Source organism: Leptolyngbya sp. FACHB-541 (assembly GCF_014695875.1).
In the GTDB taxonomy this organism is placed as follows: domain Bacteria; phylum Cyanobacteriota; class Cyanobacteriia; order Elainellales; family Elainellaceae; genus JAAUTN01.
Map to the genome: position 1 here is coordinate 1 of NZ_JACJPC010000115.1, position 25,443 is coordinate 25,443.

The window sequence follows — 25,443 nt, forward strand, 5'->3', positions numbered from 1 at the left end:
CGGCACCCCGCTAAGCGGGGTGCCCTTCCATCTATAGCTCTAATTTTTGGGATTGGTATTAGCATCCCGTACTTTACCGGATGGCAATTTGTCTAGAAAAAACAAGAATAAATCTAAAGATATTTAAAGCAGCCTCGACTTAACTTATGCAGTTTTCCTCTGCCTTAAACGCTCAAAGCCCTATTTCTTCTTCTATACAATTTCTCAAGTTTCGTAATCAATACCATTCTTGTCACATCCACGTACCTGACTCAGAGCGTTGTTTGGCTGCGATTTTCTTCGACCAGGCTTATTACAGTTTTTTTAAATTTGAGAAAGACCAAAACCGAGCCAGTCAAGTTGCCAACAGGCTGAATTATCGAGGCGACACAAGTGTAATTACTGAAACTCCAAAGGGTTATGCAATTTGGATTTTGGAACCAGAAGCCAAGCCATCCCAGCTTTTACAAGCTGTGCACAGCAGACCAAGACAGCCACAGCGATCGCTCCAACAAAAGCAGTCCTACAATATTTTGACCTCTCGCAGCCAGTATCGCCCTTGTCACATTCGAGTGCCTGACCTAGACAAACCCCTTGCAGCGATCGCCTTTAACGGCAATTACTACAGTCTGTTTAAGGTAGTTGAAGATGTTAAACAAGCTAAGCAGCTGATCATTCGCCTGAGCCACCGTGGAGATTCAACCGTAATTACAAAATCTGTGAAAGGTTATGGGCTTTGGGTTCTGGAACCTGAAGGTTATGTTGATTAACGAAGACTCTAATCGATAAACTTGAATCGATTAGAGTCTTCTCTAAAGGGCATCAAAAACAAAGAATGGGGTAAAGGCTATCTTCACCCCATTCTTTCAAGTTACTGAATTTGGATTAAAGGTCTTTTTCGCCCAGCTCACGAGTCATGTAATCGAAGGGCTGATCCAGAAATCCTGTATTTTCGACACCAGTAGCAGCAATCTGCTCCTTAACAATCTCCTTCATAATTTGAATGCCGTTCACAGTTGGGCCAATCGGTACTCCTAAGGAGTTATAAGTTTCTCGCAGCCCTTGCAAAACACGCTCATCTAGCACGTCCATGCTGCCTGCAACCAGCGCGTAGCTAGCATAGCGCAGGTAGTAGTCCATATCGCGCAGACATGCTGCATAGCGACGAGTGGTGTAAGCATTTCCACCCGGACGAATTAGCTCAGGAATTTCTTCAAACAGCCGTGACCCTGCCTGCTTGACAATAGCAGCAGCGTTAGAGTTAATGACCGCAGCCGCCTGAACCCGTGCCATGCCTGTATCAAAATAAGACTTTAGGGTATCAAGCGCATTACGGTCTAGATAGCGACCTGTAATGTCATAATTTTCAATCAGGCTCGTCACTGCATCACGCATGAACTCAGTCTCCCAATGATTCTTATACTTAAACGCAGGTTTATATATTCCAAGGTTCAGGATAAAGTGTATCACGCTGAGTTTGGCGTAACCGAGGCTGAATCTAGGATTGAGCAGGTTCCGATTGTTAAATTTTGTAGCGGGCGATCGCCATCCCTTCTCAACTTAATCCTGCAACTAAAAATTACGAATTAGACGTAAAGCCGAAACTTTTCAGGCAGAAATGCAGCCGTATCAGCCCATTGCCTCCCAAAACTTCAGATTCCCAGTCGATTTACATCTTTTGCTTCCCTTTTAGTTAAATCAGTCCAAAAACTTAGCACTTGTTTTGGCAACGAGCCACATTTTGTAGCTTTCGATACAAAATGTGGCTAATCGTGTTTCTAGGATGATTCAGGTGTAACAAAGCTCAATTGATACAGGGCACATCGTCTTCAGCAAAGCTAGCTCTGATACGGATTTCAGCGCTGTTTAAGGAGATACTGACCTTAATTTTTGAGTCAACCCAGTGCTGCAAAGCTTTCATCTTCAGCCCTAAACTAGGTTCCCCTGCACAGATAGCTTTGCTTACCTGGTACTCGTCTCACACTGTATTTTTGCCAGACCATCTTCTCTCCCCATTGAGATAGCCCAGAAACAAGGAGTAATTCATGGCACAGACCCCGCAAGACGTCTTGAGTTGGATTAAAGACCAAGACATTAAAATGGTTGACCTGAAGTTTATTGACATGCCAGGAATCTGGCAACACCTGACGGTTTACCATGACCAAATCGACGAAAGCAGTTTTACCGATGGTGTGCCTTTTGATGGCTCCAGCATCCGGGGTTGGAAGGCAATTAACGAGTCAGACATGACGATGGTGCTTGACCCCAAAACTGCCTGGATTGATCCCTTCATGAAGGAGCCAACCCTGAGCGTCATCTGTAGCATCAAGGAACCCAGAACTGGAGAACCTTACTCACGCTGCCCTCGCGTGATTGCTCAGAAAGCAGTAGATTACTTGCAAGCCACAGGCATTGGCGATACGGCCTTTTTTGGTCCTGAAGCAGAATTCTTCATCTTTGATGATGTTCGCTTTGACCAAAACGAACACTCCAGCTACTACTACGTCGATTCGATCGAAGGACGTTGGAATACTGGTCGTATAGAAGAGGGCGGGAACCTTGCCTACAAACCCCGCTACAAAGAAGGCTATTTCCCAGTTCCTCCCACCGATACGTCTCAAGATTTGCGGACGGAAATGTTGCTGACGATGGCAAAGTGTGGCGTACCCGTTGAGAAGCAGCACCACGAAGTCGCGACCGGCGGACAATGTGAGCTGGGCATCAAGTTTGATACCCTGGTCAACTCTGCTGATAACTTGATGATCTATAAGTACTGTATCAAGAACGTCGCTCGGAAGTACGGCAAAACCGTGACCTTCATGCCTAAGCCGCTATTTAACGATAACGGTTCTGGAATGCACACTCACCAGTCAATTTGGAAAGGTGGGCAGCCTCTCTTTGCGGGTGATGGTTATGCAGGCTTGAGCCAGATGGCGCTTCATTACATTGGCGGCATCCTCAAGCATGCTCCCGCACTGCTAGCATTTACGAATCCTACAACCAACTCTTACAAGCGATTGGTGCCTGGTTTTGAGGCTCCGGTGAACCTGGCTTATTCCCAAGGAAACCGCTCAGCTTCCGTTCGGATTCCTCTATCAGGAACCAATCCTAAAGCAAAGCGTTTGGAATTCCGTTGCCCCGATGCAACGTCTAACCCCTACCTGGCGTTTGCGGCAATGCTTTGTGCAGGAATTGACGGCATCAAGAACCAGATTGACCCCGGTGCTTCTCTGGATGTGGACATCTACGACCTCAGCCCAGAAGAATTGGCGAAGATTCCTTCTACCCCTGGTTCTTTGCTGGATGCGCTCAAGGCGCTGGAAGCAGACCACGACTTCTTACTGGCCAGCGGTGCCTTTACAGAAGACTTCATCACGAACTGGATTGAGTATAAGTTGGACAATGAGGTGAACCCCATGCGCCTACGTCCTCATCCTTATGAATTTGCGCTCTATTACGATTGCTAAGTAGAGTAGTCAAATAAATTAGCTCGATTTGGTACGCGGAGAAACGGGAAAGTTTTCCAAAAGAAAGCTTTCCCGTTTTTTGTTTGTGAGGGTGAAGCAATATTACGTAATTTAGGTTAAGTGACCCCTTTGAAGTTTTGAGATTGCTCTCTACAAGCTCTTTAGAATAAAGATAAAGGGCTGCAGAGATAACTTGAATGGCTTCTTTTGCTGATCTACCAACGGCTGGTACCGTTTTGCCTGACCTTACCCACCTACCTGAGTCGGATGGCGCGTTTGTGAAAAATTTTCAGAAGCTTCAAGTAGAACAGCAACAGGCAGAAAAATTGGTTACCCAGTTGAGGGCATCAGGGATTGATTCAGGTTTATAGAAATGGCACTCAGTATTCTTCAACGCAACAATGTCAAAGTTTTGGGAGATGGGGAAGAAACTCTAATTCTTGCTCATGGGTTTGGCTCTGACCAGACGGCGTGGCGATATCAGATTCCAGAGCTCCAGACTCGTTACCGAATTGTTTTATTTGACCATGTGGGGGCTGGTAAGTCTGATTTCAATGCTTACAGTCCACGTCGCTACAGCAGTCTCTATGGCTATGCGGAGGATTTGTTAGATCTGTGCGCTGCACTCAAGCTGAACCAATGTAGTTTGGTAGGGCATTCTGCTAGCGGGATGGTGAGTTTGTTGGCTGCACTGGTCGAGCCGGATCGATTTAGCAAGTTGATTTTTATTAGTGCGTCTCCACGCTACTTGAATGATGTGGGATATGTGGGTGGATTTGAGCAGTCTGACCTGGATGCACTTTATGCAGCTATGTCTTCTAATTACTATGCTTGGGCGAGTGGGTTTGCACCAATTGCCATGGGTAACCCAGATAAACCAGAGCTAGCCACTGAATTTGCCAATACGCTAGCTGCAATTCGTCCAGACATCGCCCAAGCTGTAGCACGGATGATTTTTCAGTCGGATCATCGAGCAGATTTGCCAAAGCTAAAGGTACCGACTTTCATCTTGCAATCTAGCGATGATGTTGCTGTGCCCATGCAAGTCGGGCAGTATATGGCAGCAAATATTCCTAAAAGTCAGTATATTCCTATTGATGCGACTGGGCATTTGCCGCATCTCAGTGCGCCTGATACGGTTTCTAAGGCGATCGCCACATGTTTGTCAAGCTGAACCCAAACCTACATTTCCAGTGGCTGCTGTCTCGGCTGCGGCTACATCATCCTGACTGGCTACCCACTTTTCGACCCTTTCTGGCGGCGTTGTGTTCGCTACTTGTAGGATTGGGCATGTTGGAGGGCTGGGGAACGGTACGCTTGCTGTCGCTGGTGCTGTTGCTTGTTTGTGCCATGTTACCCCTGTCAGGGTTGATCGTTATTGCAGGGGTGGCGATCGCCCTGATCGGTACAGCGTTGATAAGCAGCAACGGACTGCTCACTCGCCATTTGCTTGAGCTGATCAGTGTTGCAGTGTTTGGCACCATCGTTGGGCAGTTTCTTCGCAGGGTTGAGTGGAAACTAGCCTCTCAGCAAATTTTAGAATCCCTGACTCAACCTAAAGAAAATGGAACGGCTGAAACGTTAATCGGTACAGCAGTATCTTTGTTGCGAGACTTTACCGGAGCTGATGCGGCGATCGCCCTGCGTCAACTTGATTCGGTTACGGCCGAGGCACTGGTTTGCTTACCTCGGACTGCTCTGCCCAACCAACTGACCAACCCTGCTCTATTTACGGCTGCTCTAGAGCAAAACCGCAGCCTGTTCCATTCAAACTATCCAGCAGTTGAGGATGCTTCGCATGTGCTGCTGGCTCAGGGGGTGCGATCGCTAGCAATTTTGCCCTTACAAGGTTCCGACAATTTACGAGGAGCGATTCTGCTAATCTGGCATCGTCAGACCAACCTCTCAGACGATCTGCAACAATTTACTGCATCCCTTCTGAGCGAACTTCGAACGCTGCTTCAGTTTTGTGACACTACCCTGCGACTCGACAAACTGCAAGCGCGATTTGGAGCCATGCTAGAAACCATTCACCAGGGGGTGGTGTTTATGGATGAAAGCGGTGAACAAAGTTGGCTTAACCAGGCGGCGGCTGAACAGTTAGGGCTACCGCCCGGGGCGATCGATCCACCCATGATTGCTCAAGCAATGGCAACCTTGCGAACCCAAGCAAGCAATACCGCCGAAATTACCGCTCAGGGAGTAAAGCTGTTTAGCCAACCCCAAGCAACAATTCGCAACTGGAACTGGCTCTTCGACTACCCCCAGCCCAAAGTCCTGAGTGTTTCCAGCACACCAACGCGGGTGCGCGATGTACCGGGTCGTCTGTGGCTGTTTGATGATATCACGGAGCAATATCTAGCTCAAAAAGAACTATTAGAGCGAACTCAAGAACTTTCTCAAACCAATACCAAACTAGAGCTTGCCAAAGTTGAGGCTGAGGCAGCCACCCGTGCCAAGAGCTTATTTCTAGCCAACATGAGCCATGAAATTCGCACACCGATGAACGCCATCATCGGCATGACCGAACTGTTGCTCGATACGCGACTGATTCCCCGTCAACGAGAGTTTTTAGAAACGATTTACCAGAGCAGCAACACGCTACTCACTATCATTAACGACATTCTGGACTTCTCCAAAATGGAGTCTGGCAAACTGGAGCTAGAACATCAGCCTTTTGACTTGCGGATGTGCGTCGAATCCTCTCTTGATTTGTTAGCGTCCAAAGCAGCAGAACAAGGATTGGAGTTAGCCTACTGGGTTCATCCCCAAACCGCAAATCGTCTTCTAGGAGACACTACGCGACTCCAGCAAATTCTCGTCAACCTGCTCAGTAATGCCGTCAAATTTACCAAGACTGGAGAAATAGTCGTCTCCGTCACCCCTTTCCCTGATCCTCACCCCCAAACCTCCACTCCACAACCTCTCCACAAAATTCTGTTTACCGTAAAAGATACTGGAATTGGCATTCCTGCCGACCGAATGCACCACTTATTTAAATCCTTTAGTCAGGTTGATGCTTCAATTACTCGTCAGTATGGCGGCACGGGGCTGGGGCTAGCGATTAGCAACCAGCTTAGCGAAATGATGGGAGGGCAGATGTGGGTAGAGAGTGGTGGCAAGCTGGCAGGAAATCCACCGCTCCAGTGGAACCCGCCGTGGAAAGAACAGCCTTTGCAGCAACACCACTTAGAGTCTCCACTACTAGCGGAACAGGGTTCAACTTTTTACTTCACCATTACTGCCGCCGCCGATTCTAACTCGTCTTCTACGTCTGATACTGATATTGCTCAGCTTCAGCCGGAGCTTACAGGCAAACAGGTTTTAGTGGTGGATGATAGCCCCATCAATCGCCAAATCCTAACTCTACAAGCCCAGTCTTGGGGAATGGTTGTTCATGCCGTTGCGTCCGCTAGAGAGGCATTGTCCCTTTTGGGAGCAAAACAGCCTTTTGATTTGGCCATCTTGGATATGCAAATGCCTCAAATGGATGGGTTGACGTTGGGTGAGATGATTCGGCAGCAGACCCCGTATCAGCATTTGCCACTGGTGCTCCTGACGTCGATGGGTAAACCGGACAACATGGCAGCGGCAGCGGTTGAGTTTGCGGCTTGCTTGACCAAACCCGTGAAACAGTCGCAGCTTTACAATACTTTGATCCGCGTGTTGGGGACACAACCTATCGTGATTAAGCCATCTCAGGGGACGTTGGAGATTGACCCGCACTTAGCAGAGCAGTATCCGCTGAAGATTTTGCTGGCTGAAGATAATTTGGTAAACCAAAAAGTGGCCTTACTCATGCTGCAACGGTTGGGATATAAGGCAGACGTGGTGAGTAATGGCTTAGAAGCGTTAAAAGCATTGCAAGATCAGAAGTACGATCTGGTGCTAATGGATGTGCAAATGCCAGAGATGGATGGCTTGGAGGCGACACGCTCTATTTGTCAGAACTATTTACCAGAACGATGCCCCCGAATTGTGGCGATGACGGCAAACGCAATGCGGGGCGATCGCGAAGAATGTTTACAGTCCGGTATGGATGACTACATCAGCAAGCCGATTCAGATGCAAGACCTGCTCAGGGTATTAACTCAACAGCAGAGTTCAACTCATGTTCTGCCTGCTGTTCTGCCTGTCTCTGAGCCTACGATTGACACGAAGGTACTGCAATCTTTTCGAGCAATGGCAGGGGAGCAAAGTGCAGCAATTTTGACGGAACTGATTGATTGCTATTTAGAGGAAGCCCCAAAACTCATAGAAGAAATTGATGCGGCGATCGCCCACTCTGATGCGATCACTTTGCGCCGTGCTGCCCATACGCTAAAAGCTAACAGTGCAACCTTGGGAGCGATCGCCTTCTCCAACGCCTGTAAAGAATTAGAACTATTAGGACGCAACTGTAGTCCTGACAATGGCTTCAAGGGGCATTCTGAAAACGGCTCAAATTTTAATGTGAACGACTGTTTAGCCCAGGGTTGCAATCAGGCTACTCGGCTAAAGCTAGACTATGAACAAGTCAAATCCGCCTTACAGCTCGAACGCCACCAGGAGCAGGCAACATGACTGTGACAGCAACGTCTGAACCACCCCTAGTGCTGGTCATAGACGACGACAAGCTGACTCGGCTAGAACTACGTTTGGCAATGACTCAAGCTGGGTATCGAGTTGCCGAAGCAACAGACGGCAAAGAGGGTTTAGCCGTTTTTGAGCAAACTCGTCCGGCAATTGTGCTGCTTGACGCATTGATGCCTGTGATGGATGGCTTTGACTGCTGTCGCCAGCTTCGGGAAATGGAGGCTGAGGATATTCCCATCTTGATGATTACCAGCCTGGAAAATCAAGAATCGGTAGACTATGCCTTTGAAGTCGGCGCGACGGACTACATCACTAAACCTATTCACTGGGCAGTGCTGCGGCAGCGGGTGCGACGATTGATTAGGGCTCACCAAAACACCCAGGAATTGAAGCGACAGAATTTGCGATCGCAGCTCTTTGCTGACATCACCGTCAAGATTCGCCAATCGCTTCGTCTCAGCGAAATTTTGCAGACTACCGTGGCGGAGGTGCAAAAAATTCTGCAAGCGGATCGGGTGCTGATCTACAAGCTGGAACGCCAGAGTAGCAGAGGCATCACGGAAGCTGTGGGGGCTGGGTGTGAGTCTGTTTTAGCTAAAACACTCTACCCCAGACCGCTATCTGCGGATTTTCAGAAACACTATCAGCAGGGGAAATTTTGGGCAATTGATGATGTTGAGACAGGCGACGTACCCCCTGACTTAATTGAATGGTTGCACCAGTTTCAGGTCAAAGCGAAATTGGTAGTGCCAATCCTCTTGAAAGACGAACTATGGGGACTGCTGGTTGTGCATCACTGTAGCAGCCTCAGAGTCTGGAGCAGCTTTGAAATTGAGCTACTGCAGCAGTTGGCAAACCAGGTGGGAATTGCCTTGACACAGGTACGACTGCTAGAGCAAGAAAGGCACCAGCGTCAAGAGCTAGCCCGCTCGAATGCCGAGCTAGAGCAGTTTGCCTATGTTGCTTCCCATGACTTGCAAGAGCCGCTGCGAATGGTAGCTAGCTATGTTCAGCTTCTGGAGCGACGATATCAAGACCAGCTTGACCAGAATGCCCGCGACTTTATTGCTTATGCGGTGGATGGTACAGTTCGGATGCAGGAGTTGATTCAAGCGCTGCTGAGCTATTCTCGCATTGGCACACGCGGCAAGGAGTTTCGCCTCACTGACTGCAACAGTGCCCTTGATCGAGCATTGGAAAATCTAAGGCTGGCGATCGCCGAAACCGAAGCTGTGATCACCCATGATCCACTACCTGAACTGATGGCAGACTCGATTCAGCTCAGCCAGCTTTTTCAGAATCTATTAGGTAATGCACTTAAATTTCGCAGCGATCGCCCCCCAGTCATTCACATTGGCGCTGTTCAAAAGGAGGAGTCATGGCTATTCTCCGTGCAGGACAATGGGATTGGCATGGAAACCAAATATGGCGATCGCATCTTTGCCATCTTCCAGCGGTTGCACAGCCGCACCAAATATCCTGGCTCCGGGATTGGACTCGCCATCAGCAAAAAGATTGTAGAGCGTCACGGAGGGCAAATTTGGGTAGAGTCTACGCCTGGAGAGGGCACCACCTTTTACTTCACCATTCCCGTGGGCGATCAGGCGACCGTTTAACCCTCAACCCCTTCAACGCCGCGTTGCTCAATCGTTTTTCTAGCTTTTTCAGCACGGGTTGCGGCTTCTGCCATGACTTCCGGCATATTCTCCAGCATTTCTCCCGGATAGTTTTCCAGAACTTTGGTGGAGAGAGAAATCCGCCGCTTTACATCATCCAGGTCAATAATCACTGCTTTGATCGGCTGACCGACTTCAAACCCAGCATTGAGTGAGGCAACATAGTTCTTGCTCACCTGGTTGATGTGAATCAAGCCCGTCATGCCGTCAAAGTCTACAAACAAACCAAACGGCTTGATGCCAACAATTTTGCCCTCTACAAGCTCACCAATTGCAAGCTGACCCAGACTTGCCGCTTGGGCAGCCTGTCGCTGAGAAACTACTAGCTTTTTGCGGCTAGGGTCAATTTCCAGAAAGGCAACGGTCAGTGCTTTGCCGACTAAAGATTCCAAGTTATCGCGTTCAATCAGGTGCGATCGCGGAATGAACCCGCGCAGCCCCAACACATCCACCGTTACGCCGCCTTTATTCAGACCGTTGACTCGCGCCTGCACGGTCTTGCCGCTCTCTTGCATCTCGGCAAACTGCTGCCAGAGCTGCTTAATTTGCATCTGCCGAATCGAGAGCGTCACCTGCCCCTCAGCATTTTGCTCCTTAATAATCATGAACTCCCGCTCTTCATGCAGCGGCAGCGTTTCAGCCAGGTCAGTAACCCGTCTGATAGAAACTTCTTCTAAGGGCAAAAATGCTGCGGATTTGCCGCCAATGTCAACATAAACGCCATCGCTCTCGTAGCTATAAGCTTTACCACGCACCACCTGTCCTGATTGGAACTGGTAGTCGTGCTGTTCGAGGGCTTTGGCAAAGTCGTCAGAGGAAAAGGACAAGTCAGCCTCCTGGAAACCGATCAGTCATTAAATTTGCTAGAGGAGCATTCACTGAGTGTGAGTCACCACAAGCAATTGAGTCTTTTCAATATAATCAATTCTTGACGGATTCGGCAGGGAGTCTTTACGCAAAAAGAGGGGCGATCGCACCCCATATTTCTCTGGCTTATGCCAGCCCTATTAATTCATCTTGACAATCTTGTCAGTGACAAGGGCAAGACTGTCATTTTAGTAGCGCGATCGCCCCTCTTAATTCTTATCCTCCTCGTTTGCGATCGCGGGTCAAAATGCTCATCACCTCCCCGGAACCGGGAGCAGGTAGCAGAGGACTCCACGCCCCCACTTCGGCAAAGCCGCGTCCGTACAGATCGTGAATGGTTTCAATTACGCCATCGCGAGAGCCGATAATGAGAATCCGCAAGCGTTCGCGTTCGGGAAATTGAGCGTAAGACGAATCCTTCTCAACATGGAGTGAGTTGAGATCTAGAAAACATTCAGGCATCAGTTGTGACTCCGTTTAGGGTTTGCAAGGAAACCCCAAAAACCTAGCCACCCCGCACGCGCTGCCGATGAGAATTAGCAACGCTTTTTTGACATCACAAGTCGGGGTGGCTAGGGGAGTGTTAAAATTCTCCGTTAGCCGCCAGACTGCTTACTCAGTTTGGGGGTCAGTCGCTCATCGCTGCGCTAACAGCTTTGAGCGGCGCTAGATTCTTGGGTGTAGTGAGGTTGTTTGCGTGTAAAAAGACAACCTTAGCGTGAAAGCATATCTGGGATGGTGGCTTCTCGTCAAGGTAGTAACTTGTGGAATTTTTAAGGAGATGGGAGAGGCGATCGCACCCTCATTAAAGCTCTAAGTAATGAGTTTGTTATTGGAGAAGTGGAGGCGATCGTCCTGGCAGACGTTCAATGAGGCGATGGGTTTGCTTAATAGCAACACTCTACAACGACAGCGATCGCACTAGATGTACGGTTCACCTATGTTTTCGGATGATATTTGATGATCAAACCATTGGTGAATATTATGCGAAAAGGAAAATTGGACAATTTTAGGATTCTGGCTGTATTGTGCCAAGTAGCGTGGAGTCATCTTCCAAACACTAACGCGCTCACCTCGCGGAAAAAGCCTTAACAATTCTGCCATTGGTAGGATAAAGGCAGAAATATTTTGTCCACTGTCAATCACGATAGCAAAGTAAGGTGTGCAACCAAACGCCTTGCATGCAGCTTCAGCTTTATCAAAATTATCGTTTGGAATATTGAGATGTTCCGTTTCCTTGCCAATGTTCCGTGTGCGCCCCTTTACTGATATGCCTAAGCGCTCCTCCCGATCAGGATGCTTTGCAAGAAGGTCAATTCCTACATGATCAATTCGGGCACATTCTAACCCATACTTGGATAGCCAATATAGGACAAGATGTTCAAAAAACTCACCAGCAATTTTGGAGTGCCTCGAGCTTTTGTTTAGCAGTGGGAGGTGTCCGGACAACATCAACTGTCCTCCTGGGGGGGGGCAAATACGAGGATAACCTTGGCATATCCTCCAGTAAGCAATGCACTTGATACTTTATTGAACGGTAAGTCAGCGAATGTAGATCCTAACCCTCAATGCAACACATTATGGACTACTACATTGAACTGAAAATTGCTGCATAAGAAAGACCTCCACGTGGGTAATCAAGCGACATAGTTTCCACACATTCTCCAATCAAGTAAATAGACAACATCTTTCTGCGTTCTTGCAATTTCAGTACTGTGATGAACAAAGTATTGCTCACTCGGTGAGAATGTTTTTAGTAAGGATACAGGAAGGACATTTAGGTTATGGCACAGGCTGCAATTCCAGTCATAGTGAATGGGGCACTGGGGAAGATGGGGCGTGAAACCGTGAAGGCGATCGCCCAATCCGACGACATGGTGCTACTAGGCGCAATCTCTCGCAACCCCCAATATGCGGGTCAGGATGTCGGAGAGATCATCGGCTGTGGCGAATTAGAAGTGCCCGTGATGCCAGATTTGCAGTCGATGCTGGCGTTTGTCGCCCAGGAACAGCAGCCAGGGGTGATGGTTGATTTCACACATCCCAGCGTGGTGTATGACAATATTCGGTCGGCGATCGCCTATGGTGTTCGTCCCGTCGTCGGTACTACAGGTCTAAGTGCTGAGCAACTCAACGAACTGGCAGAGTTCGCCGACAAGTCCAGCATGGGCTGTGCGATTATTCCGAACTTCTCGATTGGTATGGTGCTGCTCCAGCAGGCAGCAATGCAAGCCTCCCAGTATTTTGACCACGTTGAAATTATCGAACTGCACCACAACCAAAAAGCTGATGCCCCCAGCGGGACGGCAATCCAAACTGCCCAACTGCTGTCAGAGTTTGGCAAGCCCTACAACCCGCCTAGCGTCAAGGAAACAGAAAAGATGCCAGGTGCCAGAGGTAGCGTCACCGAAGACGGCATTCGGATTCACAGTATTCGTTTGCCTGGTTTAATTGCTCATCAAGAGGTGATTTTTGGTGCGCCGGGACAGATTTATACGCTGCGCCATGATACGAGCGATCGCGCCTGCTACATGCCCGGAGTTCTGCTGTCGATTCACAAAGTGATTCAGCTTAAATCTCTAGTCTACGGATTAGAGAAATTGCTTTAAATAAAAAAATGCCCGACCCCATAAGCCCCCAGGGTCGGGCATTCCACCTGTAAGGACGCTTTCCTAACCAGAAAAACCAAAACAACTTGATTGCCCCCTAAGTTGCTCAGCCTTTCCGAATGCGTTCTTCAGAAGTAATCTAATTCTCAGCTTTTCGAGCGCAAAGAGCGTCCCAGCAACTACGGAACTTTTGCCCCAATGAACTTGAAGATTCAGTCCAAAAATTCCGTACATTTACCTTGACTTTTACAAATTTCTCATAAAAGCTTCCCACACCCCCTCAAAGGAGAGCTGATAGTGAAATCAACGCTATGAGCATCACGCAAATGTTAGGCTCGATTCAGTGTCATACTTCTCTTGATTCGATTGAGCATCTTCAACCTTCCATGCTGATTCCTCTGACCCGCAAAAAATTTGAAGAGTTAATTCCCATGGTTGCGACGACGGAGCAATATCGTTATTGCTGGGGCAAAGCTCCAGATTTTCTCAGACGGTTGCTCATTTCAGTCGCAGCAATAGTGGCTGTAGTGACTCTCGACGTTCTTCTGGGAGCAGGGTTTGGCATTGTCCTATTTATTGCAGGTGTAACGGCTGGCTTTTATTGGCTATGGAGTCCAGTTTATTGGGCTAGCCGCCGCAATATCGAGTGCCGCCGCTATCAGTACAGCGGCTTCTTGCAGGCTGAAGTAATGGATGTGTTCATTACAGAAGATTTAATTGGCGAGGAGGAAACGGTCAACAACCGAGGTGACCTGGTCATTGTTGAGAACCGGGAGCGCCGCCTCAACCTGGCAGTGGGGGATGAAAGTGGCTTTGTCACAAAGCTCCAGGTGCCGCTTCAGCGCAGCCATCGCGTGATTCGGTCGGGCGACATTGCCGAAATGATGGTGTTTTCCAACCGCCCTGACCTCAGCCGCATCTCTAAAGTTTCAGATCTCTACTTCCCTGACTACGAGCTTTGGGTGAGCGACTACCCTTACCTACGTCGAGATTCTTTCATAGAAGTTAGCCGCAAACTGCGCCGTCAAAGAGGGGCTTACGGTTACTAGGGCATGAGTTACTAGGGCATAAATTAACCTAACCTAGCCCATCTCCCTCTTTGCCATACGCTTGCCAGGCTAAGTCAACTAGCCCATTCATGATTGCCGCTGCCACTACCGCGCTGCCTTTGCGTCCCTCAATCCGAATATGAGGAATCAAGGAATCCTTAAGCCGCTCTTCTGCTACATCTACCCCAACGAAGCCGGCGGGAGTACCAATCACCAGAGCAGGTTTGATTTCTTCTGCCTCAATCAGATTCACCAGAGCGGTGAGAGCAGTTTGGGCCTGACCAATGACAAAGATGGCTTCGGGGTATCGCCTTGCCAAAGTTTCGATGCCCCAGGCAACACGAGTTTTGTCACGCTGAGGGCGAGTCAGCGTCTCCATGCTGCAATAAACAGGATTTGCAAAGGTGTTTTGAATGTTGGGAGTTATGCCTACCTGCACCATCGGCACATCCACCACAATGGTGCTGCGGGCAGCTAGAGCCGCCGCTCCTGCCTGAAGCGCCTGCTCGGAGAACCGAATTAAAGATTTGTACTCAAAGTCAGCCGTCGTGTAAATCACTCGCCGCACAATTTCATATTCTGACGGCGAGAAGACGTGATCTCCTATTTCGCGGTCAATAATTTGCAGGCTTTGAGCATCGGTGGCGTGCCATTCCATCGCTATCCTGGATTACGCTGGTCATAACTTAGCTTACTAGTAAGCTGGCAAACATTCGCTCACTTTGCCAATCATCTCAAGTTTCAGAGGCAGAGGAAGCGTTAATGATAGGAGAAAGGTAAGCAACAAGCGCTCCCAGTGCAAAGCCTGCGATATTACGGACAATCGGCAACCAGTCAGTAGTGCGGGTGATTACTGGTCCGAGTCCAAAGGCGATGAAGAGAATGCCCCAGAGCGGAGAAAAGATGAGCGCCCACTGCCACGCAAAAACCTGATTAGGCTGACGAGATTGAGCCGCGAAACCAAAAACGACTCCACCAACGACAGAAGTAATCAGGGTCAGAATCCACTGTTCTCTAGGCAAACCTGGCACCACCCGACAGCCATTTTGACGCAGACAGGTTTCGATCGAACCGAGAGCATCGAGAATGGAACTGTCTTCCCCGTTTTCTCGGACAAAGAACTGGTTGCCGTAGCGGGTTTGCAACTCAATCCAGAAGGTGCGGGGCAACAAATCGTAGAGGTCATCGCCAACGCTAAAGTTAAGCAGGTTGCCGCCGCGAGCGTCTGCGACCAGCAAAACGCTTCTATCATCTAACTGCCAAAAATCTTTGACGGCACGACCGGGAGTGCGATCGAACTGGGTCAACACGCGTAGCTTCCAGCCTGTCTCTGCCTCAAAGCTGTTTAACTCTGCATCGAGTTGCTCCTCCTGGATGCTGGTGAGGGAGTTTGCCAGGTCAATGATGTTGGTGGAGGTATCGGGCAGCAGTTCAGGATTGTCGTAAGCCAGCGCAGCAGGGGCAATCGCCCAACTCGAAAGGATCAGCAAAAACGCACTGACACAGGTGAGAAATTTAGCGGCAGGTTTGGGCAGATAGAAATTTAGCATCGACGGTTCTGGCTCAACCCTAATAAAGAGAAATGTTAATAAGTGACCCTGAATTTCAGGATTCGATGAGAAATTCTTTACACTTATTTACTTAATCTAATACCAATGTCGTCCAGGATGCAAAGCGATCGCCATAAATCTCATCTGCGATTCATCTCCTGCAAGCTAATCGAACACCCTGGCAAAGACGCTAATCGGTAGATCTCTGCAAATCTCTGCCTGAATAGTAGCGGGGCTGCGCCGCTACTATTCAGGCTTCACAAAGTAATTTAGGCAGGAAATCTAATCTTCAGGCTGGGTTGTGGAACTTTGCTTTCGCAGATAAGCAGAGTTTCTGCTAATTCGTTGAATTTCCTCTAGTTCGCTTTGGCTCTCAGGCGGGAGACCAAAGTCCTGCTGATCGTTCCAGTTTTCCTCTGGTTCTGCACTGTAGACATCCTCGCGCTGAGCAAAGTCTTGGCGATAGCTGTTGTCTAGCTCTAAAGCGCTTCTAGAACTGGCAGACAGTCGCTCTGGACGACGGGAAGGACGCTGAAACACCTTCCAGGCAGCTTTGACCCCCGCAAAAACGCCGCGTGTGGTTACTTGCGCCTGTCGAGCGCCTTGCCGAACGCCACTAATGCTTTGATTAACCTGCTGGACGACTTGTCCTGCATTCTGGACTCCTTCACTGACCTCGTCCGTTAAATCACTGATTTCCAGCCCTGTTAGCCGAATTGCTTCTAGAGTCGGCGGCAGTTCACGACTAAGGGTATCAAATAATTTTTCGGCACTGCGGGCTGCTCGTGCCAACTCACGCAAAGCTGGCAGTGCCACGATGAGCACCGCAGTGAGGCTAACTGCTACAAGCAGAATAGATAGCCCTAACCAAAATAGGGGATCAACCACAAGTCTTTGCCTACATCAAGCTGTCGTGAGCGGTGGGTTGAGGTTCGACGACCCGATCTTCGGCTGGACCGATTTCCTGGCGTTCGCGCTGACTGGCTTCTACTCCAGCGGCGATCGCCTCTCGCAGTCGAGTCAAGGTGCCATCCCAGTTTCGCAATGCGGTTTCTGAGAGTCGGTCTGCCTGTAGCTGCACACTGGTCGAAAGGTCTTCTGCTAATTCTGGTAGGGCATCCGCAGATTTTTTCAGCAATTGCCGCGTTTCTCGACCCGTTCGCGGAGCCATAAGCAACCCTGTCACTGCGCCGACCGCAGCCCCTAACAGTACGCCTCCCAAAAATGACCCCGATGATCCAGAGCGATTATCTGACATCGTTTCGTTCCTATTTCAAAATTGATTGTAGATTCGCGAATTTCACTATATTACTGGCCCTATTGCAACATCATAGAAGTTGAGCACCGAAATCGGCTGATTGCAGGGATACAGAGCTAATTCGCTGATTTGCTAAACTTGCCAAATTGGATTAACGGCGCAAGTAGGGCGATCGCCGAGAGGAAAGAAAGCGCGATCGCCTGAGCCACACCCGTTGCCCCAAACTTACTAGCCCTAAAATCTGCTGGAGCCGCTGAAGCTGGGGTTGAAGCTGCTGGTAGCTGCGTCGAAGCTGATAAATTCCCATTTGCCCGCTAGTGATTGCCTCGGGTGCCCCATACAGTAACGCATGGGTATACCGTTCAGCCGCCATCAGCGTAGCTGTAACCTTTGCCAAAAACTGCCGCAACCGCCAAATTCTCCAGGCAGCAAATAGACAACATAGGGCAATCAGGAAATTTAGCGCTACAACGACCATCACCATTTCTTCTAAATCCTCGCAGCGTTTGGTGGTTTGTAGGCAACAAAGGCAGCATGAGCTTCGGACAAGTCATAGTTGCCGTAGCAACGCATAACTTGAACCTGAAAACCGACTTGATGAAGTTGTTCAGACACTTCTGTCGCCTCACATAACCACAGCTTGAATGATTGGCGATCGCACCTTTCCCCGCAGCGATTGGGTCGCTACTAGAACTTAAATTACAGCAGGTTGAACAAATTGCAGATTCTTTCTAAAGGCACAGGTCTATTCAACAAAACGGGAGTTGGGTATGCAATCATGCCAGAGGGTGAAGTGGTCAAGAACTGCTCAAATCTAGGATCAAAGTTTATCGGGAGGAAGCTTGATGGTTCAGTCATCATCCCCTACAACGTACGTGAACCCTGCCAGTGGCAATGACAATGCGTCAGGCAGTCAAGCTGCTCCTTATAAGACGATTACCCGTGCCCTCCAGCGAGCTACATCTGGCACGAGAATTCAACTCGCAACAGGAACTTACAATGCTGCTAGCGGTGAGCGCTTTCCCCTGGTGATTCCCGTTGGCGTAACCGTTGTGGGCAACGAAGCGCAAAAGGGACGGGGCATTGTGCTGGATGGCAGCGGTGAATTTAATAGCCCCACCTTTGCCCGTCAAAATGTGATGATTCGCCCGGAGAATGGGGCGCAGCTTAGGGGCGTGATTGTGACCAATCGGGCACAGCGGGGAACAGGCGTATGGATTGAAGCGACCTCTCCGATCATGGCCAACAACACCTTTATTAACTGCGGACGGGAGGGTGTGTTTGCGACGGGCAATGCCACTCCAGAGGTCAGCGATAATGTTTTTCAGCAAAATGCAGCTAGCGGCATCTCCGTTGTTCGGAATGCGAAAGGTGAAATTCGCCGCAATGTTTTTCAGAAGACAGGCTACGGCATCGCCATCAGCGACAACGCAGCGCCATTGATTGTGGACAATCAGGTGTTTGAAAACCGTTCTGGCATCGTTCTCACGGGCAACTCTCGCCCGGTGCTGCGAAACAACCTGGTCGAGAGGAATACAAGTGACGGATTAGCAGTGGCTAACACAGCGCTACCTGACCTGGGCAAAGGGCAAGATCCGGGCGGCAATATTCTCCGCAGTAACGGTGAGTTTGACCTACGTAATGCAACTTCAGTCAAGCTAACCTCCGTGGGCAATCAGCTCAATCCAATTCGGGTAAACGGGGCTGTAGATTTTGTGGCAAGTCAAGTTATTGCTCCAGCGCCATTACCGGCACCTTCACCCACGCCCGTTCCGCCTCGACCAACTACATCTACTCCGTCACCTTCACCTACGCCTACCCCTCGACCTACGCCGACACCTACACCCACGCCCGTAACTGGGGCGGTGAACCTGCCAGATATCCGGGGATATTGGGCAGAAGCCTTTATTCGGGGGTTAGTTGAGCGAGACATCATTAGCGGCTTCCCAGACGGCACCTTTAAGCCGGAGTTGAATATTACTCGTGCTCAGTATGCGGCGGCGATCGCCAAAGCCTTCAACGTGCCTATCAAACGGGCAAACCAGGCATTTGTCGATGTGGCAGCTAACTTTTGGGCAGCAGGTGCGATCGCCAAAGCCTACCAGATGGGCTTCTTGGCAGGCTTTCCCGATCGCACCTTTCGTCCCAACCAAAACCTGACGCGGATTCAGGCGATCGTTTCGCTGATTAACGGGCTGGAGCTGACGGGTGGCAATCCTAACTCGCTGGGCGTGTATCGCGATCGAGCCCAAATTCCCAGCTATGCCACAAACGCAGTCGCTACCGCCACTCAAAAGCGAATTGTGGTTAACCATCCCCAGGTTAGTCAGCTAGAGCCAATGGTTGATATCACCAGGGCTGAAGTTGCAGCGCTGATTTATCAAACGCTCGTCTCGGCAGGGCAGGCAAGGGCGATCGATTCTCCGTTCATTGTCAATCCTGATATCTCGGTGCCTTCTTTTGCTGACATTCAGCCGCACTGGTCGTCAGACTTTGTCCGGGGGTTAGCCAGTCAGGGGGTGATCACAGGCTTTGCCGACGGCACCTTCAAACCTGACACAACCATGAATCGCGCTCAGTATGCAGCGCTGTTAGACAATACCTTTAACCCCATCGCTAAGCGAGCAGCAGCCAGTTTTAGTGATGTGTCTGCTGACTTTTGGGCGGCTGAGTCTATTCAGCGTGTTTACCGGGGGGGGCTGATGGCTGGCTTCCAGAACGGCACCTTCCTACCCAGCCAAAACGTCACGCGGATTCAGGTGTTGCTGGCTTTGACCAATGCCTTGGGACTGCCTGCCGGCAACACAGAGTTGTTGAATCGCTATGAGGATGCCGCAGCAATTCCAGCTCAGATGCAGGGGGCGATCGCCAGCGCCACCCAAACTCAGCTTGTGGTGAACTATCCCCAGGTAAATCGGCTCAACCCCAACCGTGAAGCCACTCGCGGGGAAGTCGCAGCAATGGTTTATCAGGCAATGGTGCAGGCAGCGCGATCGCCCGCGATCGCCTCGTCCTACATCGTCGGACCCAATTCCAACGCCCCTGCGGGAGAGCAAGTCCCTATCGTTTCACCCACCCCTCCGGCTGCTTCTCCGACGCCAGCACCTACTCCAGCACCCACGCCGTTACCGGTGGTTTCCGTACGACCCACCCCCACCCCTTCTCCTGCGCCCGTTCCCGTCGCTACACCAAGACCCACCCCTTCTCCTGCGCCTATTCCCATTCCCGTTCCACTGCCTGTCGTCCCTACGCCCCCCGTCGCTGCGCCTAGCCCAACTCCCGCGCCACCTGTTGCTACGCCAAGTCCAACGCCTGCGCCTATTCCCATTCCAGTTCCGTCACCTGTTACTCCGACGCCTCCTGCCTCTCCAGTTCCCGCTCCGACCCCAACCGCAGCAGCGCCCCTCGTGGTGGTCGATCCGGGGCATGGCGGCAACGATCCGGGAGCGATCGGAATTGACGGTTTGCGCGAAAAAGACATTAACCTGTCGGTTGCTCAACAAATTGCTGAATTGTTGCAGCAGCAGGGCATCAGGGTTGTTATGACTCGTCCTGACGATCGCACGCTAGAACTAGCGCCCAGAGTCAGCATCGCCGAACAAGCCAGGGCAAATCTATTTCTCAGCATTCATGCCAACGCGATTAGCCTCAGCCGACCGGAGGTGAACGGGTTAGAAACCTATCATTACCCCGGTTCTACAAGCGGTTCTCGCCTCGCCTCAGCAATTCACAGCAGCATCTTGGAAAGCATCACAGTTAAAGACCGGGGAGTGCGACAAGCCAACTTCTATGTGTTGAGGTATACCTCAATGCCCGCCACGCTGGTGGAATTGGGCTTTGTGACGGGGCAAGAAGATGCCGCAAAACTGGCTGACCCTGATCATCGCAGTCAATTAGCAAGGGCGATCGCCAGCGGCGCTCTGCAATACATTCGCCAGTACATTCAGCCAACTTTGACAAGCACTTGATTAGGTCGTGGGTGAGCCTGGAGCAGATCGGGAATGATTTTGGGGCGATCGCAAATGATCCCGAAGTGGTTAAGAGCGATTCCATTATGGTCGGGAATAATTCAGCGATAGTCAGCAACGATTCAGCGATGGTCGGGAATGGTTCAGCGGCAGGCGGCAACGATTCGGCAGTGGTCAGGAGTGGTTTAGTGACAGTCAGCAGCGATTCGGCAGTGGTCGGCAACGATTCGGCAGTGGTCGGCAACGATTCAGCGATGGTCGGGAATGATTCAGCAACGGGCAGGAACGATTCGGCAACGGGCGGGAACAGTTCAGTGACAGTCGGGAACGATTCGGCAATGCCTGAGAGTGTTTTCGCTAGAAACCAAGACGATTTTTAAGCACGGTGCCGTTAGAGAAGAATGGTCGGTCGTATCCATGACAGAAAAACCTCTTTCAGAGCTCTGTTAATTTTTCCTCGATCGCAGCAAATGCAGATCTAGGGGGATTCCGACTACTCTAGAAGGAAGTGTAAATAAATCTTTTCCTTTGGCGTTGCCTTTACCTGAAGCGAAAAGCTGCCAATGCCTACCCATTTTTCTCTAGCTCATGTCCGATTCCTTATCTCTGCGCGATCGCTATTTAGAACTGATTGACAAGATTGTTCAAGCTACGCTCAAGGGGCAAATTCGCTCCAAAGAGCAGGTTTACAAAATGCTGGTTGAGGGCGTGAGTCCAGGAACGGGCGAGATTTTTGAGCGATGTTTGGGCGATCGCATTGCTACGACTCAGCGCCAAACTGAAACGCAGGGGGATGAATTTAAGCAGGCAAAAGCGGTTCGTAGCTTACGAGCATTGCAGACCATTCGGGGAGAATGGGAGCGCTGGCAAGAACAAAACCAGGCAACGGAAGCACTAACCCGGGCAATTCAGCAGATTGTCACCGCTGAAACAGGCGATCGCCTGCACACGTTCCTTAAGCTGACTGACCCTAATCGCGCTCAGGCGCTTACTCTGTCACAACTTCAGCGACTCGCAAAAACACTACAGCAGCAGAGCGCACAACCCGAAGCCACAACAGATGCCAACGCCCAGCAAGAATTGCAGCAGCTTTCCCAGGGTTTGACCCAGGGTCTAACCTCGTGGCAGCGATTGGAAGACCACCTGGTTAGCTGGATTTATGAGCAGGGACGGGGGCTTGGTTTTGAAGGAGTTCCCGGACAGCGTGGACCTTGGGCGCTTTGGGCAAAGCAAGTGAATAGCCCGATGCCTCAATCTCTGTTTCACGCCCTGTCTCTGGAAAAATCGGTCGTGGAGTGGGCCGCGTCCCAGTCCACCAATCTAGATTTAAGTGCGCTGGTTGAGTTAGTCGTCGTCTTGCGGTGCCTTCAGCAAGGCTTAGTTAACTGGTTTGACAAGCTAGTTTATGACTCTAAAGTTGGGGCAAAGCTTTCAATTTCAACATTCCTAGCATTTGCGGTGATCTGGTCGCAGCTTGCAACGGGCATTCGTCAAGCTGCGATCGCTATTTCTCAGACCAGTTTGGGCGATGGCTGTTCGCAGCTCACGCTTCAGATTTTGCGAACCTTTGCTCAGCGAGACTATTTCCCGCTCTATGGCGGCATTTTTGCTTCATTTTCGGGTGAGTATCTGCGAAATGCGTTGGACTATCTAGATGAGCCTCTGCGCCGAGCCGAAGGAACCCAGGAAAAGGCGAGAATTTTAACGCTGTTAGGCTATTCCTTCCGCGCTCAAGGTCGGGTCGAGCAGTCCGTCGCGTTTCACCAGCAAGCGCTCGAAGTGGCTCGTGAAGCAGGCGATCGCCCCTGTGAAGTTGCTAACCTCAACCATCTCAGTCGCACCTGTATAGCCCAAACCAGCTACGCCGAAGCGATTAACTACAGCCAGCGAGCAGTCATTCTCAGTCGGCAAGCAGGCGATCGCCTGGGAGAAGCAAACGCCCTGGCAAATCTGGGTTACAGCGAAGTATTTCAGGCACAGCAGCTTGAACAAGCCGAGCCAGAGGTTTACGAATCCGCGATCGATCGTCTCCAGCAAGGGCTACAACTTTCTGAGAAATTGGGCGATCGCCAGAGTCAAGCCCTTTGCCTCAGCAGTTTAGGAATTGTCCAAGTGGCGCTAGATCAGGCTCAGGCAGCGATCGCCTACCTGGAAGGCGGCATCCAGGCAGCTCAATTTTCTGGCGACCTGTACCTGCAAGGCATCAACCTGGCTTATCTGGCAGAAGCTTACCATCGGCTGCAAAATCCGGCTCAAGCCATCCACACCGGATGCTTAGGAATGTACCTGTTAGAGCAAATCGCCTCCAACACCTGGCGACAGCCCGCAGGCTTGCTCACCGTGATTCGAGGACAACTGGGAGACGAAGCCTTTCAAACTAACCTGCAACAGCAGCGACCCGCCATCATCAGCGTCATTGGCGTAGATGGGTACGATCACCTCCCCACCTTGCTGGAGCGCTACAAAACCGAGTAGTTCTTTTACAGATGCAAAGATACAGATTTAGAATTTCACCAGGAAATTCTCGTAGGGGCGATTCGCGAATCGCCCCCACAAGGGGTTAAGGAATTCGTAGGTTGGGTGGAGCGTAGCGAAACCCAACCTACGCCGCTAAACTCCAGCTAGAAGCGATCGCCAACATTAAAGATCACTTCACTATCCCCCTGATCATTCAGTCCAAACTCCAGCCGCACTGGTCCAAAGGGCGTTCGGGCGCGTAAACCTACTCCATAACCCAAACCGTCTCCCGGCTTGTCTCGAACTTCTGCGGGTTCACCCGGTACGTTGTCCCCCGTCCCTAAATCAGTTGCGTAGTCCACAAACAGCGTGCCACCGACATCAATATCTTCGTCAAAGGCAGTGAACCCAAAGATCGGAAAACGATATTCAGCCGTTCCCTGAAGGAAACTGCGACCCGTGCCAATTTCACCGCCACCATAACCCCGCACCGAGCCAGCCCCGCCCAAGCTAAACGCTTCATACGGCGGCAAGTCGCCGATAAATGTACCTCCCTGTACATTCAGCACCAACGTGCGCGGACCTTCGGTGAAGCCAAACAGCGACAAGGGAATGAATCGGGTGTAGCTAGCAGCCAGACGGTTGAATAAGATATTGCTCTCGCCAATCGGAATCGATTGGTCAACGCCAACCCGTATTCGGTCGCCCTGAGTAGGATAGAGGCGATCGTCCCGGCGATCGCGCACCGCCGAAAAGTTGAGCGTTAGCAAATCATCCTGTCCATCTTCGTTGAAGGTAAGCCGATTGCCCAACTCATCTTCAGGAGCAATGTCAGAGCTGAACGCCTCATCCCGCACCGAAACCCGCTGGTAAGACACTCCTAGCGCCGCCACAAAATCTGGCGCAAGCGGACGGAAAAATTCAACTCCGCCGCCCAGCCGATGCACCCACGGATCTTCGCCATTGGGCAAATCAACCTCGCGATCGCCCTCATCAAATTCCGGTTCGATTCCCCGCTGATTAAACAGATTTATGGCATAACCCGTGCGGGATGAACTGCCCGCAATCCAGGGATCTCTAAAGTCCAAGTCAAACCCCAAGGTATTTTCACCCGCTTCAACCCCTAGCGACAGCGTCTGATTATTACCCCCAATGTTTCGCAATCCAAACCGCACGCCACCTGCCGTCCCACCTGCCCGATTCGACAAAGGCAACACGGTGACAGGACGGGCAGGGCCCTGAAGCGCAGTCGGGGCTGCCAGCGTTAACCCCGGCACGACGAAGAAGCGATCGCTTTCCAGCACATTCACAACCATGATCACCTGTCCATCTTCGGCAGGTTCTAACTCCAGCGTTGCCTGTCGCACAATACTCAGCCCGGTGACCCGCTCCAGCCCTTGTTGCGCTAAGTCTTGACTGTAAGCGTCTCCTGGCTGCAAGTTAAACTCTCGCGTGATGATGAAAGGTCGCGTCGTTCCTTCAGTTGGCTGTCCGTCCTCATCTACAAATTGCACTTGAATATCCGCAATGGTGGCTCCTTCAACCGGTGGCGCAACTGTTTCACCTTCAGGTGGCAGTTCTTCGGCTGGCTCTGGTTCTGTTGGCGGCGACAGTGGTTCTTCTGGAGGAAGAGTATCGATTGATTGAGTTAGTAAGGTTGAGGGAGAAGGGGGAATGGGCAATCGCCGCATCAACAGATCCTCTGCTCCAGCAGCAGCGGGTTGCAGAAGTGGTTGACTTGATTCACCTTCCAGCTCACCAACCGTTTGTGCCTGACTCGTTTCAATAAACAATAGATTCGCAAATACGACTCCTCCCGCCACAAGCCCAAGAAACTTTAGATCCAATAACCGGCAGCACTGCACTCTGTTTCTTTCCATAAACTCCTCATCGACTCACACAACGACTGCGAACCAACGAACCCATCAAATTACGAAACCTGGCAAGTTAGACATTAAGCGCCATCACTTGCACCGATACGCAGATGT

The 25,443-nt window shown here is 50.6% G+C and carries 22 protein-coding genes; 11 read left to right on the top strand and 11 right to left on the bottom strand.

The genetic code is table 11. From position 1 onward, the window contains the following. The first annotated feature begins 263 nt into the window (after positions 1-263). Positions 264-749: a hypothetical protein gene (locus tag H6G00_RS34865; RefSeq protein WP_199318696.1), complete on the top strand. Its 486-nt coding sequence runs from the start codon at positions 264-266 to the stop codon at positions 747-749. A gap of 115 nt (positions 750-864) precedes the next feature. On the opposite strand, the gene apcB is transcribed toward H6G00_RS34865, so the two are convergent. Then, on the bottom strand, positions 865-1,374 hold the full coding sequence (gene apcB / locus H6G00_RS24895; protein WP_190798807.1) for an allophycocyanin subunit beta: 510 nt from the start codon (positions 1,372-1,374) through the stop codon (positions 865-867). A 650-nt stretch (positions 1,375-2,024) separates the two neighbouring features. On the opposite strand from apcB, the gene glnA reads away from it, so the two are divergent. From glnA to H6G00_RS24920, 5 genes are all read left to right on the top strand, one after another. Next, entirely contained in the window at positions 2,025-3,446 is a 1,422-nt protein-coding gene (gene glnA, locus H6G00_RS24900; protein ID WP_190645162.1) for a type I glutamate--ammonia ligase, read from the top strand. Between the two features lie 197 nt (positions 3,447-3,643). Beyond that, complete coding sequence (locus H6G00_RS24905) at positions 3,644-3,817, top strand: hypothetical protein (protein ID WP_190645161.1); 174 nt, start codon at positions 3,644-3,646, stop codon at positions 3,815-3,817. Between the two features lie 2 nt (positions 3,818-3,819). Then, entirely contained in the window at positions 3,820-4,620 is an 801-nt protein-coding gene (locus H6G00_RS24910) for an alpha/beta hydrolase (protein WP_190798808.1), read from the top strand. Further along, positions 4,605-8,009, top strand: coding sequence for a response regulator (locus tag H6G00_RS24915; protein ID WP_199318697.1), 3,405 nt, complete (start codon positions 4,605-4,607; stop codon positions 8,007-8,009). Before H6G00_RS24910 ends, H6G00_RS24915 begins: the two co-directional genes overlap by 16 nt. Beyond that, on the top strand, positions 8,006-9,637 hold the full coding sequence (locus H6G00_RS24920; RefSeq protein ID WP_190798809.1) for an ATP-binding protein: 1,632 nt from the start codon (positions 8,006-8,008) through the stop codon (positions 9,635-9,637). Before H6G00_RS24915 ends, H6G00_RS24920 begins: the two co-directional genes overlap by 4 nt. On the opposite strand, the gene H6G00_RS24925 is transcribed toward H6G00_RS24920, so the two are convergent. The 3 genes from H6G00_RS24925 to H6G00_RS24935 all read right to left on the bottom strand — a co-directional run bounded on the left by H6G00_RS24925 (position 9,634) and on the right by H6G00_RS24935 (position 12,016). Then, a complete protein-coding gene (locus H6G00_RS24925) occupies positions 9,634-10,524 on the bottom strand; it encodes a S1 RNA-binding domain-containing protein (protein WP_199314052.1) in 891 nt (296 codons plus the stop codon). The two genes, H6G00_RS24920 and H6G00_RS24925, sit on opposite strands and share 4 nt — an antisense overlap. 256 nt (positions 10,525-10,780) lie before the next feature. After that, positions 10,781-11,026, bottom strand: coding sequence for a hypothetical protein (locus H6G00_RS24930; protein WP_190645158.1), 246 nt, complete (start codon positions 11,024-11,026; stop codon positions 10,781-10,783). A 459-nt stretch (positions 11,027-11,485) separates the two neighbouring features. Continuing rightward, on the bottom strand, positions 11,486-12,016 hold the full coding sequence (locus H6G00_RS24935) for a hypothetical protein (RefSeq protein ID WP_190645157.1): 531 nt from the start codon (positions 12,014-12,016) through the stop codon (positions 11,486-11,488). Between the two features lie 332 nt (positions 12,017-12,348). Between H6G00_RS24935 and dapB the strand changes: the two genes are divergently transcribed. Further along, on the top strand, positions 12,349-13,173 hold the full coding sequence (dapB, locus tag H6G00_RS24940) for a 4-hydroxy-tetrahydrodipicolinate reductase (RefSeq protein WP_190798810.1): 825 nt from the start codon (positions 12,349-12,351) through the stop codon (positions 13,171-13,173). Positions 13,174-13,484: 311 nt separating this feature from the next. Further along, a complete protein-coding gene (locus H6G00_RS24945) occupies positions 13,485-14,222 on the top strand; it encodes a phosphate ABC transporter permease (protein WP_242042487.1) in 738 nt (245 codons plus the stop codon). A gap of 28 nt (positions 14,223-14,250) precedes the next feature. On the opposite strand, the gene H6G00_RS24950 is transcribed toward H6G00_RS24945, so the two are convergent. The 6 genes from H6G00_RS24950 to H6G00_RS36280 form a co-directional block, all read right to left on the bottom strand. After that, entirely contained in the window at positions 14,251-14,880 is a 630-nt protein-coding gene (locus tag H6G00_RS24950; protein ID WP_190645155.1) for a precorrin-8X methylmutase, read from the bottom strand. Between the two features lie 76 nt (positions 14,881-14,956). Beyond that, positions 14,957-15,772, bottom strand: coding sequence for a TPM domain-containing protein (locus tag H6G00_RS24955; RefSeq protein WP_190645154.1), 816 nt, complete (start codon positions 15,770-15,772; stop codon positions 14,957-14,959). A 282-nt stretch (positions 15,773-16,054) separates the two neighbouring features. After that, complete coding sequence (locus tag H6G00_RS35715) at positions 16,055-16,660, bottom strand: DUF948 domain-containing protein (protein WP_190798811.1); 606 nt, start codon at positions 16,658-16,660, stop codon at positions 16,055-16,057. 10 nt (positions 16,661-16,670) lie between these two features. Continuing rightward, complete coding sequence (locus H6G00_RS24965; protein ID WP_190687411.1) at positions 16,671-17,030, bottom strand: YtxH domain-containing protein; 360 nt, start codon at positions 17,028-17,030, stop codon at positions 16,671-16,673. 151 nt (positions 17,031-17,181) lie between these two features. Further along, the gene (locus H6G00_RS24970; RefSeq protein ID WP_190798812.1) at positions 17,182-17,514 is read right to left on the bottom strand and encodes a hypothetical protein; all 333 of its coding nucleotides are present in this window, start codon (positions 17,512-17,514) and stop codon (positions 17,182-17,184) included. A gap of 5 nt (positions 17,515-17,519) precedes the next feature. Beyond that, complete coding sequence (locus tag H6G00_RS36280; RefSeq protein ID WP_277881965.1) at positions 17,520-17,645, bottom strand: hypothetical protein; 126 nt, start codon at positions 17,643-17,645, stop codon at positions 17,520-17,522. A gap of 230 nt (positions 17,646-17,875) precedes the next feature. On the opposite strand from H6G00_RS36280, the gene H6G00_RS24975 reads away from it, so the two are divergent. From H6G00_RS24975 to H6G00_RS24985, 3 genes are all read left to right on the top strand, one after another. After that, positions 17,876-20,998 (top strand): S-layer homology domain-containing protein, encoded by a 3,123-nt coding sequence (locus tag H6G00_RS24975; RefSeq protein ID WP_190798813.1) that lies wholly within the window; start codon positions 17,876-17,878, stop codon positions 20,996-20,998. 11 nt (positions 20,999-21,009) lie between these two features. Next, positions 21,010-21,378 carry a hypothetical protein gene (locus H6G00_RS24980; RefSeq protein WP_190798814.1) on the top strand — a complete coding sequence of 123 codons (369 nt, stop codon included), beginning with the start codon at positions 21,010-21,012 and terminating at the stop codon, positions 21,376-21,378. A gap of 208 nt (positions 21,379-21,586) precedes the next feature. Next, positions 21,587-23,473 carry a tetratricopeptide repeat protein gene (locus tag H6G00_RS24985; RefSeq protein ID WP_190798815.1) on the top strand — a complete coding sequence of 629 codons (1,887 nt, stop codon included), beginning with the start codon at positions 21,587-21,589 and terminating at the stop codon, positions 23,471-23,473. A gap of 146 nt (positions 23,474-23,619) precedes the next feature. Here H6G00_RS24985 and H6G00_RS24990 read toward each other — a convergent pair whose 3' ends face one another. Then, complete coding sequence (locus H6G00_RS24990; protein ID WP_242042488.1) at positions 23,620-25,335, bottom strand: BamA/TamA family outer membrane protein; 1,716 nt, start codon at positions 25,333-25,335, stop codon at positions 23,620-23,622. Positions 25,336-25,443: the final 108 nt, after the last annotated feature.

What these genes read in the sequence shown, in the direction of transcription:
- apcB (WP_190798807.1), bottom strand. Translation starts at nt 1,374, where the DNA reads ATGCGTGATGCAGTGACGAGCCTGATTGAAAATTATGACATTACAGGT.
- glnA (WP_190645162.1), top strand. Translation starts at nt 2,025, where the DNA reads ATGGCACAGACCCCGCAAGACGTCTTGAGTTGGATTAAAGACCAAGAC.
- H6G00_RS24905 (WP_190645161.1), top strand. Translation starts at nt 3,644, where the DNA reads ATGGCTTCTTTTGCTGATCTACCAACGGCTGGTACCGTTTTGCCTGAC.
- H6G00_RS24910 (WP_190798808.1), top strand. Translation starts at nt 3,820, where the DNA reads ATGGCACTCAGTATTCTTCAACGCAACAATGTCAAAGTTTTGGGAGAT.
- H6G00_RS24915 (WP_199318697.1), top strand. Translation starts at nt 4,605, where the DNA reads ATGTTTGTCAAGCTGAACCCAAACCTACATTTCCAGTGGCTGCTGTCT.
- H6G00_RS24920 (WP_190798809.1), top strand. Translation starts at nt 8,006, where the DNA reads ATGACTGTGACAGCAACGTCTGAACCACCCCTAGTGCTGGTCATAGAC.
- H6G00_RS24930 (WP_190645158.1), bottom strand. Translation starts at nt 11,026, where the DNA reads ATGCCTGAATGTTTTCTAGATCTCAACTCACTCCATGTTGAGAAGGAT.
- H6G00_RS24935 (WP_190645157.1), bottom strand. Translation starts at nt 12,016, where the DNA reads ATGTTGTCCGGACACCTCCCACTGCTAAACAAAAGCTCGAGGCACTCC.
- dapB (WP_190798810.1), top strand. Translation starts at nt 12,349, where the DNA reads ATGGCACAGGCTGCAATTCCAGTCATAGTGAATGGGGCACTGGGGAAG.
- H6G00_RS24945 (WP_242042487.1), top strand. Translation starts at nt 13,485, where the DNA reads ATGAGCATCACGCAAATGTTAGGCTCGATTCAGTGTCATACTTCTCTT.
- H6G00_RS24950 (WP_190645155.1), bottom strand. Translation starts at nt 14,880, where the DNA reads ATGGAATGGCACGCCACCGATGCTCAAAGCCTGCAAATTATTGACCGC.
- H6G00_RS24955 (WP_190645154.1), bottom strand. Translation starts at nt 15,772, where the DNA reads ATGCTAAATTTCTATCTGCCCAAACCTGCCGCTAAATTTCTCACCTGT.
- H6G00_RS24965 (WP_190687411.1), bottom strand. Translation starts at nt 17,030, where the DNA reads ATGTCAGATAATCGCTCTGGATCATCGGGGTCATTTTTGGGAGGCGTA.
- H6G00_RS24970 (WP_190798812.1), bottom strand. Translation starts at nt 17,514, where the DNA reads ATGGTGATGGTCGTTGTAGCGCTAAATTTCCTGATTGCCCTATGTTGT.
- H6G00_RS24975 (WP_190798813.1), top strand. Translation starts at nt 17,876, where the DNA reads ATGGTTCAGTCATCATCCCCTACAACGTACGTGAACCCTGCCAGTGGC.
- H6G00_RS24985 (WP_190798815.1), top strand. Translation starts at nt 21,587, where the DNA reads ATGTCCGATTCCTTATCTCTGCGCGATCGCTATTTAGAACTGATTGAC.
- H6G00_RS24990 (WP_242042488.1), bottom strand. Translation starts at nt 25,335, where the DNA reads ATGGAAAGAAACAGAGTGCAGTGCTGCCGGTTATTGGATCTAAAGTTT.